Below are 20,061 nucleotides of genomic sequence, written 5' to 3'. Positions count from 1 at the left end.
CGCACCTTTGGAGCGCCGCCCCGTTTGGGCGAGCGTGTATCATGGCCGCTGTCGGTTTCGGCGGAATAACAAGAACGTGTGGTGACAGATGAACAGTGGCTATCTGCATTTCCCTGATTTTGATCCGGTGATTTTCTCCATCGGGCCGGTTTCCCTCCACTGGTATGGAATGATGTATCTGGTGGGCTTTATTTTTGCGATGTGGCTGGCGACCCGACGAGCTAATCGTCCGGACAGCGGCTGGACCAAAAACGAAGTCGAAAACATGCTGTATGCGGGTTTCCTCGGTGTGTTCCTCGGTGGTCGCCTTGGCTACGTGCTGTTCTATAACTTCCCCGTATTCCTTGCCGATCCGCTCTATCTGTTCCGCGTCTGGGATGGCGGTATGTCCTTCCACGGCGGCCTGATCGGTGTTATCTGCGTGATGGTCATCTTCGCCCGTCGCACCAAACGCACCTTCTTCCAGGTAGCCGATTTTATTGCGCCGCTGATCCCGTTCGGCCTGGGCGCCGGGCGTCTGGGCAACTTTATCAACGGTGAACTCTGGGGCCGCGTCGACCTGAACTCTCCTTTCGCCATGCTGTTCCCGTCCTCGCGCGCAGAAGATCTCGCGCTGTTGCCATCAAACCCGCAGTGGCAGTCAGTCTTCGACACTTACGGTATGCTGCCGCGCCATCCATCCCAGCTCTATGAAATGGTGCTGGAAGGGATCGTACTGTTTATTATCCTCAACCTGTTTATTCGCAAGCCGCGTCCGACCGGCTCCGTCTCCGGCCTGTTCCTGATCGGCTATGGCGTGTTCCGTATTGTGGTTGAGTTCTTCCGTCAGCCGGACGCGCAGTTTACCGGCGAGTGGGTTCAGTACATCAGCATGGGGCAGATCCTCTCGATTCCGATGATTGTCGCCGGCATTATCATGATGGTCTGGGCTTATCGTCGTCCGCAGCAACAACTTTCCTGAGGGATCATGAAACAGTATCTTGATTTGATGCAGAAGGTGCTCGATGAGGGCACCCCGAAAAACGATCGCACCGGCACCGGCACGCTTTCTATCTTTGGTCACCAGATGCGCTTTAACCTGCAGGATGGGTTTCCACTGGTCACCACCAAACGCTGCCACCTGCGCTCCATCATCCATGAACTGTTGTGGTTCCTGAAGGGCGACACCAATATTGCTTATCTGCGCGACAACAATGTCTCTATCTGGGACGAGTGGGCCGATGAGCAGGGCAATCTCGGGCCGGTATATGGCAAACAGTGGCGTGCCTGGCCGACGCCGGACGGGCACCATATCGACCAGATCACCACGGTGGTGAACCAGCTGAAAAACGACCCGGATTCGCGTCGCATTATTGTCTCGGCCTGGAACGTTGGCGAGCTGGACAAAATGGCGCTGGCCCCGTGCCACGCGTTTTTCCAGTTCTACGTGGCGGACGGCAAGCTCTCCTGCCAGCTGTATCAGCGCTCCTGCGACGTATTCCTCGGCCTGCCGTTTAACATCGCCAGCTATGCGCTGCTGGTGCATATGATGGCGCAGCAGTGCGACCTGGAAGTGGGTGACTTTGTCTGGACCGGCGGCGATACGCACCTGTACAGCAACCATATGGAGCAGACCCATCTCCAGCTGTCTCGCGAGCCGCGTGCGCTGCCAAAACTGGTGATCAAGCGTAAGCCGGACTCGATCTTCGACTACCAGTTCGATGATTTCGAGATTGAAGGCTACGACCCGCATCCGGGCATTAAAGCGCCGGTAGCCATTTAAATTGTTCTGACCTCTGTAACCGGCGCTTTCAGCGCCGGTTTTTTTTCGCCCCGTCTTCCCGTTTTTTTGTATCGCGCTGCAAACGAGCAAACAGTTTGCGTGCCTGAACGCAGGCGAGGGAAAACCACCTCGCTATCACCGCGACCTGCCGCCACACTGCGCGAATGGAGAAACAACGCGGCTATACGCTTATCGAAACCCTGGTGGCGATCACCCTGCTGGCGATACTCGGCGCGGCAGGATTTCACGGCTGGCAACGCTGGCAGCAACAGCAGCGCCTGTGGCAAACCGCCTGGCAGGTACGTAATTTCCTGTTCTGGCTGCGGGACGACGCCAACGGGGAGAATAGAAATCACCTGCTGGCGCTGGGGCAGGAGAACGGTGACTGGTGCCTGCACAGCGTAGCCGCCGGTTCCCACTGCCCGGCCGGGGATCCTTTTGCGCTCCGCGCGTCCTGGCCGGAGGTCAGGGTTGAAGAGCTGACGCCGGGGCTGGGGTTTTATGGTTTGCGCAACACGGCCTGGCCGGGGCATATCCGGCTGCGCAGCCCTGCCGGTGAGTGGCGGATTGTGGTCTCTGAGCAGGGACGGATCAGAATGTGCACGTCGCAAGAGGGCGGTACATGCTAGTGCGTCAGCGCGGCTTTTCCCTGGCGGAAGTGCTGGTGGCGCTGGCTATTGGCAGCGTGCTTCTGCTTAGCGCCGCTCGCTTTTTGCCGGCGCTACAGGGGGCGGTATTACGTCAGACGCAGTCGCTGGCGCTGGAGGATGAGCTCTGGCAGCGTGCAATCGCGGTGGGGAAACACCTCCAGCGGGCAGGCTACTGTCGCGGTGTCTGCAGCGGTCAGCCGCTGATACTGGGCAGGGAGGGGCGCTGCGTGCTGGTACAGTGGGATGCCAACGGCAACGGTCGCTGGGATCCGGCCGCTTCCACCGCCGCCGAGCAGATTGGCTTTCGTCTGCAGAGCGCCGCCCTCGAAACCCTGCGGGGTGCACTCTCCTGCGAAGGAAAAGGCTGGGAGCGAATCACCGAGCCGGCAAGCCTTCAGGTACAGAATTTTCAGGTTGAACGTCGGCAGTACCCGGGGTTTGCGCCGGAATTCACGGTGACGCTGACCGCGGTTCTGACGCGCTATCCCCGACAGCCGGCAACCGTCCGCTACAGTGTGACGGGGTATAACCTGTGAAGCGGCAGCGGGGAATGGCATCCATAACGATGGTGCTGCTGCTTTTGGTTCTGGGCAGCCTGCTGCTCAGCGGCCTGAACCAGCAGTATCAGGCGCTGGCAGGCCGCGTTGCCAGCGAATCCCGGCGGATACGTGACGCCGCCGACGCGCATTCGGCGCTGGAGTGGGGGCGCAGTCAGCGCTGGCTGGCTAGCGCAGCCTGGCAGTGTCGGCAGCCCACAGGAGTGCCGCTGCGTGTCTGTCTGCGCATTTTTACCGATGGTACGCTGCTGCTGAGCACCACGGGGCAATCCGCCCGTCGCTGGTGGTCAGGCAAGGTGGTCAAGGGGGCCGTTGTTTTCTCCCCGCGCGGCTGGAGCGATTTCTGCCCGCTCAAGGAGGAAACATTATGTCAGTCACCCTGAAGCGTCAGAGCGGCTTTAGTCTGGTCGAAACCCTGCTGGCGATGCTGCTGTTGGTTATCGTTATCACCGCCCTGGCCGGTTATCACCGGGCGATAAGCCTGGGTATGGCCCAGCAGAAACAGTATCGCCAGCTGTGGCGTTTTGGCTGGCAGCAGACTCAGCGACAGCCGCCCGTACTGCCCCCGGGCTGGCGGGCGAAGCGTGTGCAGACAATGCAGCAAAGTTGTGTCAGCATCAGCGTCACTATCACCGCGCCGACGGGAAGACAGGGCCAGATGGCCCGGTTACACTGTCCGGCAGGTCAGTAATCAGCAGCAAGCCTGTCGGGGGCAGACGCCTGGACCGGCTGCAAACAGGAGCGAGCATGTTAAGGGTCTATCACTCCAATCGTCTGGACGTGCTGGAATCATTGATGGAGTTTATTGTCGGGCGACAGCCGCTTGACGATCCCTTCGAACCTGAAACCGTGCTGGTACAGAGTACCGGCATGGCGCAATGGCTGCAGATGACCCTGTGCCAGCGCTTCGGTATTGCCGCCAATATCGATTTCCCACTGCCCGCCAGCTTTATCTGGGATATGTTCGTGCGCGTCCTGCCGGACGTGCCGACGGAGAGCGCCTTTAACAAACAGAGCATGAGCTGGAAGCTGATGACCCTGCTGCCGGATATGCTGGTACAGGAGGACTTCGCCATGCTGCGCCACTATCTCAGCGACGACGCCGACAAGCGCAAGCTGTTTCAGCTTGCCTCCCGGCTGGCGGATCTCTACGACCAGTACCTGGTCTATCGCCCGGAATGGCTGACCCTCTGGGAAGCCGACGAACAGGTGCCCGGCGTCGGCGATGCCCAGCGCTGGCAGGCCCCGCTGTGGAAAGCGCTGGTGGCCCACACTCAGGCGCTGGGGCAGCCTCTGTCGCATCGCGCCAATCTCTATGGGCGCTTTATTCAGACCCTCGAATCCGCCAGCGTCTGCCCGGAAGGCCTGCCGCCGCGGGTGTTTATCTGCGGCATCTCCGCGCTGCCGCCGGTCTATCTGCAGGCGCTACAGGCGCTGGGCAAGCATATCGATGTCTATGTCCTGTTTACCAACCCCTGCCGCTATTACTGGGGGGATATTAAAGACCCGGCATTTCTTGCCCGCCTGGTAACCCGTCAGCGCCGCCATCATCAGCAGGATCTGCCGGTGCCGATGTTCCGTGACGGTAGCCAGGCCGCCGGGCTGTTTGATGACGAAGGCCAGCAGGCGGTGGGTAACCCGCTGCTGGCCTCCTGGGGCAAACAGGGGCGGGACTATATCTATCTCCTGGCCGGGCTGTCGCATTTTGAGGAGCTGGATGCCTTTGTCGAGCTCCCCCAGGATGGCCTGCTGCATCATTTACAGTCCGATATGCTGGAGCTGGAGAGCGCGGCGGTCGCAGGCGTGACGGTAAAGGAATTTGAACGCAGCGACGGTAAACGCCTGCTCGATCCTGCGGATCGCAGCGTGAGTCTCCACGTCTGCCACAGTCCCCAGCGTGAGGTAGAAGTCCTGCATGACCATCTGCTGGCGATGCTGGAAGCGGACCCGGAACTCACCCCGCGCGATATTATCGTGATGGTGGCGGATATCGACAGCTACAGCCCCTTTATTCAGGCGGTGTTTGGCAGCGCCACCGGGGAACGCTATCTGCCCTGGGCTATTTCCGACCGCCGGGCGAGTCAGGCACATCCGGCGCTGCAGGCATTTATCAGCCTGCTGTCGCTGCCGGACAGCCGCTTTCTCTGCGAAGACGTGCTGGCGCTGCTTGACGTCCCGGTGCTTGCGGCGCGCTTTGATATTGATGAAGAAGGCCTGCGCTTCCTGCGTCAGTGGGTTAACGAGTCCGGCGTGCGCTGGGGGCTTGACGATGACAACGTCCGGGAAATGGATCTCCCGGTCACCGGCCAGCACACCTGGCGCTTTGGCCTGACGCGTATGCTGCTGGGCTATGCGATGGAGAGCCGAACCGGTGAATGGCGTTCGGTGCTGCCCTATGACGAGTCCAGCGGGCTGATCGCCGGTCTGGTGGGGCATCTGGCCAGCTTCCTGATGCAGCTGAATCTCTGGCGGCAGAAGCTCTCCAGCCCGCGCCCGTTAAGCGAATGGCTGCCCCTGTGTCGCGAGATGCTCGACGACTTTTTCCTGCCGGACCAGGACACCGAAGCCGCGCTGGCCCTGATTGAACAGCAGTGGCAGGCGATTATTGCTCAGGGGGACGCTGCGCACTATGCCGAGGCGGTACCACTCTCCCTACTGCGTGACGAGCTGTCGCAGCGCCTGGATCAGGAGCGTATCAGCCAGCGCTTCCTCGCGGGGCCGGTTAATATCTGTACCCTGATGCCGATGCGCTCAATCCCGTTCAAGGTAGTCTGCCTGCTGGGGATGAACGACGGCGTCTATCCGCGAACCCTGTCGCCGCTGGGCTTTGATCTGATGAGCCAGAAGCCCCAGCGCGGGGATCGCAGCCGTCGTGACGATGACCGCTATCTGTTCCTTGAGGCGCTGATCTCCGCCGAGCAGCAGCTCTATATCAGCTATATCGGCCGCTCTATCCAGGATAACAGCCTGCGTTACCCCTCCGTGCTGGTGCAGGAGCTGGTGGACTATATCGGGCAAAGCCACTACCTGCCCGGCGATGAGGCGCTAAACTGCGACGAGAGCGAACGGCGGGTGAAAGCCCATATCACCACGGAACACAGCCGGATGCCGTTCGATGCTGTGAACTTTATCGGCGGCGAGCTGCAGAGCTACGCCCGCGAGTGGCTGCCTGCCGCCAGTCAGCAGGGAGAGGCCCACAGCGCCTTTATTCAGCCGCTGGCGGAACCGGCGCTGGAAACCCTGTCATTCGAGCAGCTACAGCGATTCTGGGCCCATCCGGTGCGGGCCTTCTTCCAGCAACGGCTGCGGGTGAATTTCCGCGCCGGTGACAGCGATATTCCCGAAACGGAACCTTTTACCCTCGACGGCCTCGAACGTTATCAGCTCAACCACCAGCTGCTGAATGCGCTGGTGGAGGAGCAGGATGCCGATGCGATGTACCGCCGCTATCGCGCCGCCGGAGCGCTGCCCTTTGGCTCCTTCGGTGAAATCGCCTGGGATGTCCAGCGCGAAGAGATGCAGGCGCTGGCCGATCGCGTGATCGCCTGTCGCCAGCCCGGCCAGACCCGGGAGATCGATCTTCAGTGCGCGGGCGTGCAGCTCACCGGCTGGCTGCCGCAGGTCCAGGCCGACGGTCTGCTGCGCTGGCGTCCGTCGCTGCCCCGCGTGAGTCAGGGGATGCAGCTCTGGCTTGAGCACCTGGTGTACTGCGCCAGCGGCGGCACGGGCGAAAGCCGACTGTTTTTGCGCAAAGAAGAAGAGTGGCGCTTCCCTGCGCTGGACGCAGAGCAGGCGCTGGCCTACCTGACGGAGCTGGTTGAGGGGTATCGTTCAGGGATGGCGCAGCCGCTGCTGTTGCTGCCGGAAAGCGGCGGGGCGTGGATTAAGGCTTGTTATGACCCCGTAAGTGATGCCATTTTAGAGGACGAGGAGACGCAGCGAAAAGCGAACAGCAAGTTTAAGCAGGCCTGGGAAGGGAATATGGTGGTCAGCGGGGAAGGTGAAGATGTCTGGTATCAGCGTCTGTGGCGCACCCTGCCCACCGAGGATTACCCGGAAATCATTGCCCAGGCGCGCCGCTATTTGCTGCCGGTCTTCCGTTTTCAGTCGTCAGAGTAACGTGATGAGGTTTTTGAATGCCTGGTAGCCGCTGGTTCAACATTGCTGTTCTGTTTATTGCCCTCTGGGCTCCCCTGAGTCAGGCGCAGACGACCTGGCAGCCGATTCAGGAGACGATTCGTAAGAGTGAAAAAGATCCTCGTCAGTATCAGGCGATCCGCCTGGCGAATGATATGGTGGTGCTGCTGGTTTCCGATCCGCAGGCGGTGAAATCCCTTTCGGCGCTGGTGGTGCCGGTTGGCTCGCTGGAAGATCCCGAGACCCATCCTGGCCTTGCGCACTACCTTGAGCATATGTCCCTGATGGGCTCAAAGGCTTATCCACAGGCTGATGCGCTGGCCGAATACCTGAAAATGCACGGTGGCAGCCACAATGCCAGTACCGCGCCTTACCGTACTGCCTACTATCTTGAGGTGGAAAACGATGCACTTGAGGGTGCGGTTGATCGTCTTGCCGACGCCGTTGCCGCACCGCTGTTGCAGAAGAAATATGCCGACCGGGAACGCAATGCGGTCAATGCCGAGCTGACCATGGCGCGTACCCGCGACGGGATGCGTATGGCCCAGGTCAGCGCAGAAACCATTAACCCGGCACACCCGGGGGCGCGTTTTTCCGGTGGGAATCTGGAAACCCTCAGCGATAAGCCTGGCAGCCCGGTACACGATGCCCTGCTGGCCTTTCACGAAAAATACTACTCTGCCAATCTGATGAAGGCGGTGGTGTACGGCAACAAGCCGCTGCCCGAGCTGGCGGAAATCGCCGCCCGTACCTATGGCCGCGTCGCCAATAAGAATATCCAGAAGCCGGAAATCGACGTGCCGGTGGTGACCGATAAAGAGAAAGGCATCATTATTCACTACGTCCCGGCGCTGCCGCGTAAAGTGCTGCGCGTTGAGTTCCGTATTGACGACAATACCCCGCAGTTCCGCAGTAAAACCGACGAACTGTTGACCTATCTGATTGGCAACCGAACGCCAGGGACGCTCTCCGACTGGCTCCAGGAGCAGGGTCTGGTGGAAGGCATCCGTGCCGACTCCGATCCGGTGGTGAACGGCAACAGCGGCGTGCTGGCGATTTCTGCCACGCTGACGGATAAAGGCCTGGCCAATCGCGACCGCGTCGTTGCGGCGATTTTCAGCTACCTCAACGTGCTGCGTGAAAAAGGGGTCGATAAGCGCTACTTCGACGAGCTGGCCCACGTGCTGGATCTCGATTTCCGCTACCCGTCGATCACCCGCGATATGGGCTACGTCGAGTGGCTGGCGGACACCATGATCCGCGTTCCGGTTGAGCATACGCTGGATGCGGTCAACATCGCCGACCGTTTCGATGCCGATGCGGTGAAGGCCCGTCTGGCGATGATGACGCCGGAAAATGCGCGTATCTGGTATATCAGCCCGAATGAGCCGCATAACAAAACCGCCTATTTTGTCGAGGCGCCTTATCAGGTCGATAAAATCAGTCCGCAGACCTTTAACACCTGGCAGAAAGAGGCCAGCGCGATCCCGCTGCAGCTGCCGACCCTCAACCCCTATATTCCGGATGACTTCACCCTGCTTCCGGCCGAGAAAAGCTGGCCGCATCCGAAGCTGATTGTCGACGAACCGAATCTGCGGGTGGTCTATACGCCGGGGCGCTACTTTAACAGCGAGCCGAAAGCCGACGTCAGCGTGGTGCTGCGCAACCCGCAGGCGATGGATACCGCCCGCAATCAGGTGATGTTTGCGCTGAATGACTATCTGGCCGGGCTTGCCCTCGACGAACTGAGCAATCAGGCCGCGGTAGGTGGAATCGGTTTTTCGACCAACGCCAATAACGGCCTGATGCTGAACGCCAACGGTTACACCCAGCGTCTCCCTCAGTTGTTTACCGCCCTGCTGGATGGATACTTCAGCTATACCCCGACCGAAGAGCAGCTGGCCCAGGCGAAGTCCTGGTATATACAGATGATGGATTCGGCGGAGAAGGGCAAGGCCTACGAACAGGCTATTGTGCCGGTGCAGATGCTCTCTCAGGTGCCGTACTTCCAGCGTGAGGAGCGTCGTGAATTGCTGCCGTCGATTACGCTGTCTGAACTGATGGCGTATCGTGAGGCGTTAAAAACCAACGCCTGCCCGGAGTTTCTGGTGGTCGGCAACCTGAGCCAGCAGCGGGCCAAAGAACTGGCCCATAACGTTCAGTCTCAGCTGGGGACAAAGGGCGGCGAGTGGAGCCGCAACAAAGAGGTACAGGTTGATAAAAAACAGTCGGTGATTTTCGAGAAGGCAGGCAGCAGCACGGATTCAGCGCTGGCAGCCGTCTTTACCCCGATTGGTATCGATGAGTTCCGTAGCGCGGCCCTGAGCACGATGGTCGGGCAAATCATTCAGCCCTGGTTCTATAGCCAGCTGCGTACGGAAGAGCAGCTTGGTTATGCGGTATTTGCCTTCCCGATGAGCATCGGCCGTCAGTGGGGCATGGGCTTCCTGCTGCAAAGCAGCGATCGTCAGCCCGCGTATCTGTGGCAGCGCTATCAGGCCTTCTTCCCAACGGCGGAAGCGCGGCTGCGGGCAATGAAGCCGGAAGAGTTTGAGCAAATCCGCCAGGGCGTGATCGCTCAGATGCAGCAGGCGCCGCAAACCCTCGGTGAAGAGGCTTCCCGGCTGAGCAAAGATTTCGATCGCGGCAATATGCGTTTCGATTCACGTGATAAAATTGTGGCACAGATTAAATTACTGACGCCGCAGCAGCTTGCCGACTTCTTCCACCAGACGGTGGTTAAGCCGCAGGGGATGATGGTCCTGTCCCAGATTGCCGGTCAGCACGGTAAGGCGGACTATGCGCGCCCTGAAGGCTTTAGCGTTCAGGAGAGCGTCAGTGCCCTGCAGCAAAGCCTGCCATTGATAAGTGAGAAAGAATGACCGAGGCCGCCGAGTCCCTGGATCCCCTGCGCCTGCCGCTAAGCGGCGAGCGCCTGATTGAAGCCTCAGCGGGCACCGGAAAAACCTATACCATCGCCGCGCTCTATCTGCGCCTGCTGTTGGGGCTGGGCGGCAGCGCCGCCTTTCCCCGGCGGGTCAGCGTAGAAGAGCTTTTGGTGGTGACCTTTACCGAGGCTGCCACCGAAGAGCTGCGCGGGCGTATTCGCAGCAATATCCACGAGTTGCGTATCGCCTGCCTGCGCGGAAGTACGCAAGATCCGCTCTACGCCCGTCTGCTGGACGAGATCGACGATAAACAGCAGGCGGCCAGCCTGCTGCTGTTGGCGGAGCGACAGATGGACGAAGCCGCCGTTTTTACTATCCACGGCTTCTGCCAGCGGATGCTCAGCCTTAACGCCTTTGAATCAGGCATGCTCTTCGAACAGCAGCTGATTGAAGACGAATCCTCCCTGCGCTATCAGGCCTGTGCCGACTTCTGGCGTCGTCACTGCTATCCACTCTCCCGCGATATCGCCGAGGTGATCCACCGCTCCTGGCAGGGGCCGCAGGCGCTGCTGAAATCTATCGACCGCTATCTGCAGGGTGAGGCGCCGCAGATTAAAGCCCCGCCGCCCGAGGGCGAAACCCTCGCCGTGCGGCACCAGCAGATCCTGGCGCGTATTACCGCGCTGAAAAACCAGTGGCTGGCGGAATCGGCAGAGCTGGAGGGGGTGCTGGAAGCCTCTGATATTGACCGGCGTAAATTCAACCGTGGCAACCAGGGCAAATGGCTCGATAAAGTCTCGGCCTGGGCGCAGGAAGAGACCCGCCACTATCAGTTGCCCGACGCGCTGGAAAAATTTTCCCAGGTATTTCTGGTCGAACGGACTAAACCCAACGGCACGGTGCCGGAGCATCCGCTATTCACGGCGGTCGATGATTTGCTGGCCGGGCCGTTAACCCTTGACGATCTGGTTATTGCGCAGGCGATGGTCGAGATCCGCGAAGCGGTAGCCGAAGAGAAGCGTCGACGCGGCGAGCTGGGTTTTGACGATATGCTGAGTCGGCTGGATCAGGCGCTGCGCAGCGCCAGCGGTGAGGCACTGGCCGCCGCCATCCGCCAGCGTTTTCCTGTAGCGATGATCGATGAATTTCAGGATACCGACCCACAGCAGTACCGTATTTTCCGCCGCATCTGGCACCGCCAGCCGGACACCGCCCTGCTGCTGATTGGCGACCCGAAACAGGCGATCTACGCCTTTCGCGGCGCGGATATCTTTACCTATATGAAGGCGCGCGGCGATGTCAGCGCTCACTATACGCTGGACACCAACTGGCGCTCGGCTCCTGGCGTGGTCGAAGGGGTAAACACGCTGTTCAGCCAGATGGATAACGCCTTTATGTTCCGCGATATTCCCTTCTGGCCCGTTAAACCCGCAGAGAAAAACAGCGGTCTGCGCTTTGAGATTGACGGCGAGACGCAGGCGGCCATGAGCCTCTGGCTGATGCCGGGCGAAGGCGTCGGCTCCGGTGATTATCAGAGCTTTATGGCCGGGCTGTGCGCGGGTCAGATCCGCGACTGGCTCAGCGCCGGGCAGCAGGGCAAGGCGCTGTTGTGGCGCGGGGATAAATCCCGTCCTGTGCAGGCCTCCGATATTACGGTGCTGGTGCGCAGCCGCCAGGAAGCGGCGCAGATCCGCGATGCGCTCTATGCGCTGGGGATACCGTCCGTCTATCTCTCAAATCGCGACAGCGTCTTTACCACGCCAGAGGCGCAGGAGATGCTGTGGCTGCTGCAGGCGGTATTGACCCCGGAGCATGAAGGCACGCTGCGTAGCGCGCTGGCGACCAGTATGCTGGGGCTGAATGCGCAGGATCTTGAGGCGCTGAACCAGGACGAAAATGCCTGGGATGCGGTGGTCGAGGAGTTTGTTGGTTACCGCCAGCAGTGGCAAAAGCGCGGCGTGATGCCGATGCTGCGTGCGCTGATGACGACCCGACGTATTGCCGAGAACCTGCTGGCTACGGCGGGTGGCGAACGTCGTCTGACGGATATCCTGCATATCAGCGAACTGCTGCAGGAAGCGGCGGCCTCGCTTGAGAGCGAACACGCTCTGGTGCGCTGGCTGTCGCAACGTATTGCCGACCCGGACACCAGCGCCAGCAGCCAGCAGATGCGTCTCGAAAGCGATCGTCATCTGGTGCAGATCGTCACGATCCACAAATCTAAGGGGCTGGAGTACTCCCTGGTCTGGCTACCCTTTATTGCCCGCTTCCGCAAGCAGGATCAGGCGCTCTACCATGACCGGAAAACCTTTGAGGCGATGCTGGATCTGTCGGGATCCGAAGAGAGTATTGAGCTGGCGGAGGCCGAGCGACTGGCGGAGGATCTGCGTCTGCTGTACGTGGCGCTAACCCGCGCCATCTGGCACTGTAGCCTCGGTATTGCGCCCCTGACCAGTCGCCGCAGCGATAAACCGGCGGACAGTGATTTCCACCATAGTGCTCTCGGTCGCCTGATTCAGAAAGGTGAGCCGCAGGATGCCAGCGGGCTGGCGGCCAGCCTGGGCCAGCTTTGTGGGCAGCATATCGTGCTGGAAACACCGCCCGCAGCGGATAATACGCGCTGGCAGCCGCCGGGTGAAACCCTGCCTGCCCTGAGTGCCCGTCAGGTCACGCGCACCCTGCGGGATGACTGGCGGGTGACCAGTTACTCCGGGCTGCAGCAGCAGGGGCATGCCATTGCCCAGGATTTACTCCCGCGTCTGGATATTGACGCTGCAGGCGTTGGCGAGGTGGTGCCGGAGCCGGAACTCACGCCCCATCAGTTCCCTCGCGGCGCATCGCCGGGCACCTTTTTGCACGGCCTTTTTGAAGAACTTGATTTTACCCAGCCGGTTGACGAGGCCTGGATGCTGGAAAAACTACAGCAGGGCGGCTATGACGCGCACTGGCAGCCGGTGCTGAGTCGCTGGGTGCAGACGGTCCTGGAAGCGCCTTTGGGCGATAGCGGCGTGTCGCTTAGCCAGCTTGGCGGGCGGGATAAACAGGTCGAGATGGCGTTTTATCTGCCTATCAGCGCCCCCCTGGACGCAGCGGCGCTTGATGCGCTGACCCGGCGTTACGATCCGCTCTCGGCGGGCTGTCCGACGCTGGATTTTCAGCAGGTGCGCGGGATGCTAAAGGGCTTTATCGACCTGGTTTTCCGCCACAATGGCCGCTACTACCTGCTGGATTACAAATCTAACTGGCTGGGCGAGAACAGCGAGGCTTACACGGAAACGGCGATGGCTCAGGCGATGCAGTCCCACCGATATGAACTGCAGTACCAGCTTTATAGCCTGGCGCTGCACCGCTATTTACGCCATCGCCTGGCGGACTATGACTATCAGCAGCACTTCGGCGGCGTGATCTATCTGTTTCTGCGCGGCATCGATCATGCTGCGCCGGGGCAGGGGATCTTTACCACCCGGCCGGACGTGCGGTTAATTGACGAACTGGACGCGCTCTTTGCCGGTGCTGCACAGGAGGTGGCGTAATGTCGATGCACAGGCTGTTACAGGATGCGGTCCAGCACAGGCTGCTGCGTCCGCTGGATGCACAGTTCGCCATGATGGTGGCGGAAGAAAATGAACCCGCCGTGATGCTGGCGGCGGCGCTGGTCAGCCGCGATGCGGGGGAAGGGCATGTGTGTCTGCCGCTGTCTCGTCTGGTACCGGACGATTCGCTGAGCGGCCTGGCAAAAGAGGCCGAACAGCAGCTGTTTGCCGCGGCGGGCGACGCCGACGGCTGGCTGGCGCAGCTGATGGCATCGCCTGCGGTCAGTGACGGGGAAGGTGCGACGCCGCTGATCCTGCGCGATGATCGTCTCTACCTGAACCGGATGTGGCATAACGAGCAGGTGGTGGCCCGCTTTTTCAGCGAGGCTAACGCACCTCTGATCCAGGATGAAGCGCTGTTGACGCAGACGCTGGCCGACTTGTTCCCGCAGAGCGAAGAGGTTGACTGGCAGAAAGTGGCCGCAGCGGTCGCCCTGACCCGACGTATCGCGGTGATCTCCGGCGGGCCAGGGACGGGTAAAACTACGACCGTGGCAAAACTGCTGGCGGCGTTGATCCATATGGCCGGTGAGAGCCGCTGTCGTATTCGCCTGGCGGCACCGACCGGTAAAGCGGCCGCCCGCTTAAGCGAGTCTCTCGGCGGTGCGTTACGGCAGCTAAACCTGAATGAGGCACAAAAGGCGATGCTGCCGACGGATGCCGGAACGCTGCACCGCCTGCTGGGCGCACAGCCCGGTAGCCAGCGGATGCGCTATCACGCGGGTAACCCACTCCACCTTGATGTACTGGTGGTCGATGAAGCCTCGATGATCGACTTGCCGATGATGGCGCGTCTGATTGACGCCCTTCCGCCGCACGGCAGGGTGATTTTCCTCGGCGACCGGGATCAGCTGGCCTCCGTCGAAGCCGGTGCCGTGCTGGGCGATATCTGCGCCTGGGCCGGCGCCGGCTATACGCCAGCGCGTGCCGCCGAGCTGAGCCGCCTGACCGGCGCGACCGTTCCAGCCGGTGAGGGGAGCGTGGCCGGATCGCTGCGCGACAGTCTCTGCCTGCTGCAAAAAAGCTATCGCTTCGGCAGCCAGTCGGGCATCGGTCAGCTGGCGGCGGCGGTGAACCGGGGGGATAAAAAGGGCCTGGAGGCGGTCTTCGCCCATGGCTATAGCGATATCACCCGACAGTCTCTACAAACCACCGAAGCGTATCAGGCGATGCTGGATGCCGCTGAAAGGGGCTACGATCGCTATCTGAGCCTGCTGCGCGAGCGCGCATCGCCAGAGTCACTGCTGGCCGCTTTCGGGGAGTTTCAGCTACTTTGCGCCCTGCGCGAAGGCCCCTGGGGCGTAAGCGGCCTGAATACTCAGCTTGAGCAGCAGCTCCAGCGCAAGCGTAAGATCTATCTGCCTCGCCACAGTCGCTGGTATGAAGGTCGTCCGGTAATGATTGCCCGTAACGACAGCGCCCTGGGCTTATATAACGGTGATATCGGGATTGCGCTGGATCGTGGCCAGGGGCTGCGGGTCTGGTTCCCGCTGGCCGACGGCACCATTAAGTCGGTGCAGCCCAGCCGTCTGCCGGAACATGATACGACCTGGGCGATGACGGTGCATAAGTCGCAGGGGTCTGAGTTTGACCATGCCGCGTTGATCCTGCCGTCACAGCGCACGCCGGTGGTGACCCGCGAGTTAGTCTACACCGCGATTACCCGCGCCCGGCGTCAGCTGTCGCTGTATGCCGATCCGCAGATCCTGGCTCAGGCTATCGCGACCCGCACGCAGCGACGCAGCGGCCTGGCGGCATTTTTTACCGGGATGGAATAAGCGTGGCCCCTCGACGGCGAGGGGCAGGCGGTTAGCTCAGGTTAGCCATCAGCACCTTAGAGCGGCGCTGATAGTTGTACATCTCTTTTTTGCTTTCCGGCAGCGAGTCGATATCCACCGGGGTAAAACCGCGCTCCTGGAACCAGTGAATGCTGCGGGTCGTCAGAACAAACAGCTTCTCCAGCCCCATCTGACGCGCCTGAAGCGCAATGCGCTCCAGCAGCACTTCCCCACGCGACGAGCTGCGGTAGTCCGGGTGGACCGCCACGCAGGCCATTTCGCCGATTTTCTCTTCCGGGAATGGGTAGAGCGCGGCACAGGCGATGGTCAGATTATCGCGCTGGACGATGGTGAACTTATCGATCTCCATCTCCAGCTGTTCGCGGGAGCGACGCACCAGGATGCCCTGTTCTTCCAGAGGGCGGATCAGCTCAAGGATCCCGCCGATATCATTAATGGTGGCGCGGCGGATCTGCTCGGCGCTCTCCATCACAATCTGGGTACCGATACCGTCGCGGGAAAAGAGTTCCTGCAGCAGCGCGCCATCCTCCTGATAGCTAATCAGGTGGCTGCGACGTACGCCGCTGCGGCAGGCTTTAAACGCCCCGCGCAGGAAACGCACGGTGCCGGAGTGGTAATCGCCTTCGGCTTCCAGCTCTTCCACTCTGGCCTGGGCCTCGTTGGGGAACAGCTCTGAGACAATATTGCCTTCGCGGTTGGTCACGCCCTGAGAGGAGCAGAAGCCAATCATTTTTTCTGCCTTCAGTTTGATCGCCAGCTGGGTGGCAATCTCTTCCGAGGTCAGGTTAAAGCTTTCACCGGTCACCGAGACGGCAACCGGGCCCATCAGGACGATAGCACCGCTGTCCAGCTGGCGATGAATGGCCTCTTCATCGATACGACGGATACGGCCGCTGTGGCAGTAGTCAATGCCGTCCTCGACGCCCAGCGGCTGCGCAATAATAAAGTTACCGCTGACCACGTTGATATGCGCGCCCTGCAGCGGGGTGTTGTTCAGGCTCATCGACAGACGGGCGGTAATATCCAGCTGCAGCTGTCCGGCTGCCTGCTTAACCAGTTCAAGGGTTCTGGCGTCCGTCACGCGAATATGGTTGTGGTAAATCGGCTCGTGATGGTTGCTTGCCAGATTGGCATCAATCTGCGGTCGGGCACCGTAGACCAGCACCAGGCGGATGCCCAGGCTGTGAAGAAGCCCTATGTCATTGACAATGCTTGAGAAATTATGGTTGGCAATCGCTTCGCCGCCAAGCATGATGACAAACGTCTTTCCCCGATGGGTATTAATATAGGGAACAGAATGACGGAATCCCTCTACCAGTTCGGTTCTACGTTCCTTCACCACGGCAAGCCCCTTAATGCATGTTTATTCGTAATTTGTGTATTTTTATTCTTTTCTGCGTACGGGTGCAAGTACAAATTTTGATTTACCACAACATTCTTATCCCTGTGAATTGCGCAGACATATGAATGTTTACGCTTTTATAGATGACAGAATATGCGTCATTCGTTAAAGTTTTTGGTCAATTTGTCGTTTTAGTTGAGTCATTAATTTTATTGCTCGGGAGAGGCATGTCTGGATCCAGCTCACCATTAAGCCGCCGTCGTCTATTACAGGGGGCAGGCGCGATGTGGTTATTAGGCGTGAGTCAGGTCGGTCTGGCCGCCGTCAGCCAGGTGGTGGCCGTGCGTGTCTGGCCTGCGTCAACCTATACGCGCGTCACGCTTGAGTCTAATCGGCTGCTGAAATATCGCCAGTTTACGCTCAGCAATCCAGACCGTCTGGTGGTGGACATTGAGGGCGTTAATCTTAACTCGGTGCTGAAAGGCGTCGGGGCTCAGGTGCGCGCCGACGATCCCTTTATTAAGTCAGCTCGCGTGGGTCAATTCGATCCGCAAACCGTTCGCATGGTCTTTGAATTAAAGCAGAACGTTGCGCCGCAGCTGTTCTCACTGGCGCCGGTCGCCGAGTTTAAAGAGCGTCTGGTGATGGATCTCTATCCCCTGAATGGATCAAACGAACAGGATCCGCTCCTGGCGTTGCTGGAAGACTACAACAAGGGCAACCTCGATAAAGAGCTGCCGCCTGCCAGCAGCGGGCCACAGCCGGGTAAAGCCGGGCGCGACCGACCTATTGTTATCATGCTCGATCCGGGCCACGGGGGCGAAGATCCCGGCGCTATCGGTAAGTACAAAACGCGGGAGAAAGACGTGGTGCTGCAAATCGCCCGTCGCCTGAAAGCGCTTATCGAAAAAGAAGGCAATATGAAGGCCTATATGACGCGCAACGAGGATGTCTTTATTCCGTTGAAGGTGCGCGTCGCCAAGGCCCAGAAGCAGCGTGCGGATCTGTTTATTTCGATTCACGCGGATGCCTTCGCTACCCGCCAGCCGCACGGCTCGTCGGTATTTGCGCTCTCCACGCGCGGCGCGACCAGTACCGCAGCGAAATACCTGGCGGAAACCCAGAACGCCGCCGACCTTATCGGTGGGGTGAGTAAAAGCGGCGACCGCTATCTCGACCACACCATGTTCGATATGGTCCAGTCCCTGACTATCAACGACAGCCTGAAGTTTGGTAAGTCGGTGCTGGGTCGTCTGGGCAGGGTCAACAGCCTGCATAAAAACCAGGTCGAGCAGGCGGGCTTTGCGGTGCTGAAAGCGCCGGATATTCCGTCGATCCTCGTCGAAACGGCATTTATCAGTAACGTCGAAGAGGAGCGCAAGCTTAAGACCGCCAAATTCCAGCAGGAAGTGGCCGAGTCGATTCTGGCGGGAATTAAAGCCTACTTTGCCGATGGGGCAACGTTGGCAAGACGCGGGTAACAGAAGAAGGGTGCTGAGAAGCGCCTTTCTTTTTGGGTATGATGTGGGGTTTCAGGAAACGCAGATACAAAAAAACACCCGTTAAGGTGCTTATTGTGTTGGTTGCGGGGGCCGGATTTGAACCGACGACCTTCGGGTTATGAGCCCGACGAGCTACCAGGCTGCTCCACCCCGCGTCCGTATGTTTACACTTCCATCGTGTAAACGAGCATCTTCAGATTGTATTGGTTGCGGGGGCCGGATTTGAACCGACGACCTTCGGGTTATGAGCCCGACGAGCTACCAGGCTGCTCCACCCCGCGTCCGTATTTATACTTCGTATTTCGCTCCACAGCTGCGTCGCCGCCTTGCTGTGAATCGAACTACTCGTATAAAGCTGTTTACACTTCCATCATGTAAACTACTTCTTCAGATTTTAATTGGTTGCGGGGGCCGGATTTGAACCGACGACCTTCGGGTTATGAGCCCGACGAGCTACCAGGCTGCTCCACCCCGCGTCCGTGGATGCGCACTATACTCTGCTAACTTTTTGATGCAACCTTTTTTTTGCCGGTTCCAGCATATTCATAATAGATAGCGTAAAAAGTAACAGAAACGATTATTTATCATACGTATTGTGCGTAAGGTTGCGTAAGGGCGCCGTTGCGCATTTAAATCGGCCGGGGGGTTTGTTATCTTCAGCACGCATACGGGTAAGCATAAGACGAGAACCATGAAAGCACGTTGGGCGAAGTATCTTCTCACGGGCGCGGTTGTAGCCGTACTGGCTGCCTGCACCTCAAAGCCGACCGATCGCGGTCAGCAATATAAAGACGGCAAGTTTAATCAACCCTTCTCGCTGGTGAACCAGCCTGAGGCGGTCGGGGCGCCGATCAACGCCGGGGATTTTGCCGAGCAGGTCAGCCAGGTCCGCAGCGCGTCACCACGTCTTTATAATGGCCAGAGCCAGGTCTTTAATGCGGTACAGGACTGGCTGCGCGCCGGGGGCGATACCCGCAACATGCGCCAGTTCGGCATTGACGCCTGGCAGATGGAAGGTGCGGATAACTACGGTAACGTTCAGTTTACCGGCTATTACACCCCGGTCATTCAGGCGCGTCACACCCGTCAGGGTGCATTCCAGTATCCGATTTACGCTATGCCGTCCAAGCGCGGGCGTCTGCCGTCGCGTGCGGCTATCTATTCCGGGGCGCTCAGCGACAGCTATATCCTCGCGTACAGCAACTCCCTGATGGATAACTTCATTATGGACGTGCAGGGCAGCGGCTATATCGACTTCGGTGACGGCAGCCCACTCAACTTCTTTAGCTATGCCGGGAAGAACGGCCACGCTTACAGCAGTATCGGCAAAGTGCTGATCGACCGGGGCGAGGTGAAGCGTGAAGATATGTCGATGCAGGCCATCCGCGAGTGGGGCGAAAAGCACAGCGAAGCCGAGGTGCGCGAACTGCTGGAGCAGAACGCCTCCTTTGTCTTCTTTAAACCGCAGTCCTGGGCACCGGTAAAAGGCGCCAGCGCCGTACCGCTGATCGGTCGCGCCTCTGTGGCCTCCGATCGCAGCATCGTGCCTGCAGGTACCACGCTACTGGCGGAAGTCCCGCTGCTGGATAATAACGGTAAATTTAACGGCCAGTACGAGCTGCGTTTGATGGTTGCGCTGGACGTGGGTGGCGCGATTAAAGGCCAGCACTTCGATATTTATCAGGGCATTGGCCCGGATGCAGGTCATCGTGCGGGCTGGTATAACCACTACGGACGGGTCTGGATCCTGAAAACGGCCCCCGGCACCGGTAACGTCTTTAGCGGCTGATTATGCTATTCTGACGACCGTTTCTGTTCATCTTCTCCCGAT

General features: G+C 59.6%; 13 protein-coding genes and 3 tRNA genes. 12 read left to right on the top strand and 4 right to left on the bottom strand.

Annotated features, from left to right (window positions below):
- The first annotated feature begins 88 nt into the window (after positions 1 to 88).
- From lgt to recD, 10 genes are all read left to right on the top strand, one after another.
- A complete protein-coding gene (gene lgt, locus EDF81_RS11845; protein WP_123348324.1) occupies positions 89 to 961 on the top strand; it encodes a prolipoprotein diacylglyceryl transferase in 873 nt (290 codons plus the stop codon).
- 6 nt (positions 962 to 967) lie between these two features.
- Positions 968 to 1,762 (top strand): thymidylate synthase, encoded by a 795-nt coding sequence (thyA, locus tag EDF81_RS11840; RefSeq protein ID WP_123348323.1) that lies wholly within the window; start codon positions 968 to 970, stop codon positions 1,760 to 1,762.
- Positions 1,763 to 1,926: 164 nt separating this feature from the next.
- Complete coding sequence (locus EDF81_RS11835) at positions 1,927 to 2,391, top strand: prepilin peptidase-dependent protein (protein ID WP_123348322.1); 465 nt, start codon at positions 1,927 to 1,929, stop codon at positions 2,389 to 2,391.
- Positions 2,391 to 2,948 carry a prepilin peptidase-dependent protein gene (locus tag EDF81_RS11830; RefSeq protein ID WP_260232713.1) on the top strand — a complete coding sequence of 186 codons (558 nt, stop codon included), beginning with the start codon at positions 2,391 to 2,393 and terminating at the stop codon, positions 2,946 to 2,948. Before EDF81_RS11835 ends, EDF81_RS11830 begins: the two co-directional genes overlap by 1 nt.
- Complete coding sequence (locus EDF81_RS11825; protein ID WP_123348320.1) at positions 2,945 to 3,352, top strand: DUF2509 family protein; 408 nt, start codon at positions 2,945 to 2,947, stop codon at positions 3,350 to 3,352. The genes EDF81_RS11830 and EDF81_RS11825 overlap by 4 nt, the downstream gene beginning before the upstream one ends.
- The gene (locus EDF81_RS11820) at positions 3,337 to 3,660 is read left to right on the top strand and encodes a prepilin-type N-terminal cleavage/methylation domain-containing protein (protein ID WP_123348319.1); all 324 of its coding nucleotides are present in this window, start codon (positions 3,337 to 3,339) and stop codon (positions 3,658 to 3,660) included. The genes EDF81_RS11825 and EDF81_RS11820 overlap by 16 nt, the downstream gene beginning before the upstream one ends.
- A gap of 56 nt (positions 3,661 to 3,716) precedes the next feature.
- Complete coding sequence (gene recC, locus EDF81_RS11815) at positions 3,717 to 7,088, top strand: exodeoxyribonuclease V subunit gamma (protein ID WP_123348318.1); 3,372 nt, start codon at positions 3,717 to 3,719, stop codon at positions 7,086 to 7,088.
- A gap of 17 nt (positions 7,089 to 7,105) precedes the next feature.
- Complete coding sequence (gene ptrA / locus EDF81_RS11810) at positions 7,106 to 9,988, top strand: pitrilysin (protein ID WP_123348317.1); 2,883 nt, start codon at positions 7,106 to 7,108, stop codon at positions 9,986 to 9,988.
- Entirely contained in the window at positions 9,985 to 13,527 is a 3,543-nt protein-coding gene (gene recB, locus EDF81_RS11805) for an exodeoxyribonuclease V subunit beta (protein ID WP_123348316.1), read from the top strand. Before ptrA ends, recB begins: the two co-directional genes overlap by 4 nt.
- Complete coding sequence (gene recD, locus EDF81_RS11800; RefSeq protein WP_123348315.1) at positions 13,527 to 15,365, top strand: exodeoxyribonuclease V subunit alpha; 1,839 nt, start codon at positions 13,527 to 13,529, stop codon at positions 15,363 to 15,365. The genes recB and recD overlap by 1 nt, the downstream gene beginning before the upstream one ends.
- Before the next feature lie 31 nt (positions 15,366 to 15,396).
- Here recD and argA read toward each other — a convergent pair whose 3' ends face one another.
- Entirely contained in the window at positions 15,397 to 16,728 is a 1,332-nt protein-coding gene (gene argA, locus EDF81_RS11795; protein ID WP_123348314.1) for an amino-acid N-acetyltransferase, read from the bottom strand.
- 227 nt (positions 16,729 to 16,955) lie between these two features.
- On the opposite strand from argA, the gene amiC reads away from it, so the two are divergent.
- Positions 16,956 to 18,209, top strand: coding sequence for an N-acetylmuramoyl-L-alanine amidase AmiC (amiC, locus tag EDF81_RS11790; RefSeq protein WP_123348313.1), 1,254 nt, complete (start codon positions 16,956 to 16,958; stop codon positions 18,207 to 18,209).
- Positions 18,210 to 18,308: 99 nt separating this feature from the next.
- Here amiC and EDF81_RS11785 read toward each other — a convergent pair.
- The 3 genes from EDF81_RS11785 to EDF81_RS11775 all read right to left on the bottom strand — a co-directional run bounded on the left by EDF81_RS11785 (position 18,309) and on the right by EDF81_RS11775 (position 18,706).
- Positions 18,309 to 18,385 (bottom strand) — tRNA-Met (locus EDF81_RS11785).
- A gap of 49 nt (positions 18,386 to 18,434) precedes the next feature.
- Positions 18,435 to 18,511, bottom strand: a tRNA-Met gene (locus EDF81_RS11780).
- Positions 18,512 to 18,629: 118 nt separating this feature from the next.
- Positions 18,630 to 18,706 (bottom strand) — tRNA-Met (locus EDF81_RS11775).
- Between the two features lie 215 nt (positions 18,707 to 18,921).
- Here EDF81_RS11775 and mltA point away from each other — a divergent pair.
- A complete protein-coding gene (gene mltA / locus EDF81_RS11770; RefSeq protein WP_123348312.1) occupies positions 18,922 to 20,019 on the top strand; it encodes a murein transglycosylase A in 1,098 nt (365 codons plus the stop codon).
- Positions 20,020 to 20,061 lie beyond the last annotated feature (42 nt).

This window comes from Enterobacter sp. BIGb0383 (assembly GCF_003751845.1).
In the GTDB taxonomy this organism is placed as follows: Bacteria; Pseudomonadota; Gammaproteobacteria; order Enterobacterales; family Enterobacteriaceae; genus BIGb0383.
Note: the sequence above shows the minus strand (reverse complement) of the source record. Positions and strands in the feature narration are given on the sequence as shown.

Excerpts from the sequence above, each read along its gene's own strand:
- thyA (WP_123348323.1), top strand. The coding sequence starts at position 968 with ATGAAACAGTATCTTGATTTGATGCAGAAGGTGCTCGATGAGGGCACC.
- amiC (WP_123348313.1), top strand. The coding sequence starts at position 16,956 with ATGTCTGGATCCAGCTCACCATTAAGCCGCCGTCGTCTATTACAGGGG.
- mltA (WP_123348312.1), top strand. The coding sequence starts at position 18,922 with ATGAAAGCACGTTGGGCGAAGTATCTTCTCACGGGCGCGGTTGTAGCC.
- lgt (WP_123348324.1), top strand. The coding sequence starts at position 89 with ATGAACAGTGGCTATCTGCATTTCCCTGATTTTGATCCGGTGATTTTC.
- EDF81_RS11820 (WP_123348319.1), top strand. The coding sequence starts at position 3,337 with ATGTCAGTCACCCTGAAGCGTCAGAGCGGCTTTAGTCTGGTCGAAACC.
- recD (WP_123348315.1), top strand. The coding sequence starts at position 13,527 with ATGTCGATGCACAGGCTGTTACAGGATGCGGTCCAGCACAGGCTGCTG.
- recC (WP_123348318.1), top strand. The coding sequence starts at position 3,717 with ATGTTAAGGGTCTATCACTCCAATCGTCTGGACGTGCTGGAATCATTG.
- EDF81_RS11835 (WP_123348322.1), top strand. The coding sequence starts at position 1,927 with ATGGAGAAACAACGCGGCTATACGCTTATCGAAACCCTGGTGGCGATC.
- recB (WP_123348316.1), top strand. The coding sequence starts at position 9,985 with ATGACCGAGGCCGCCGAGTCCCTGGATCCCCTGCGCCTGCCGCTAAGC.
- ptrA (WP_123348317.1), top strand. The coding sequence starts at position 7,106 with ATGCCTGGTAGCCGCTGGTTCAACATTGCTGTTCTGTTTATTGCCCTC.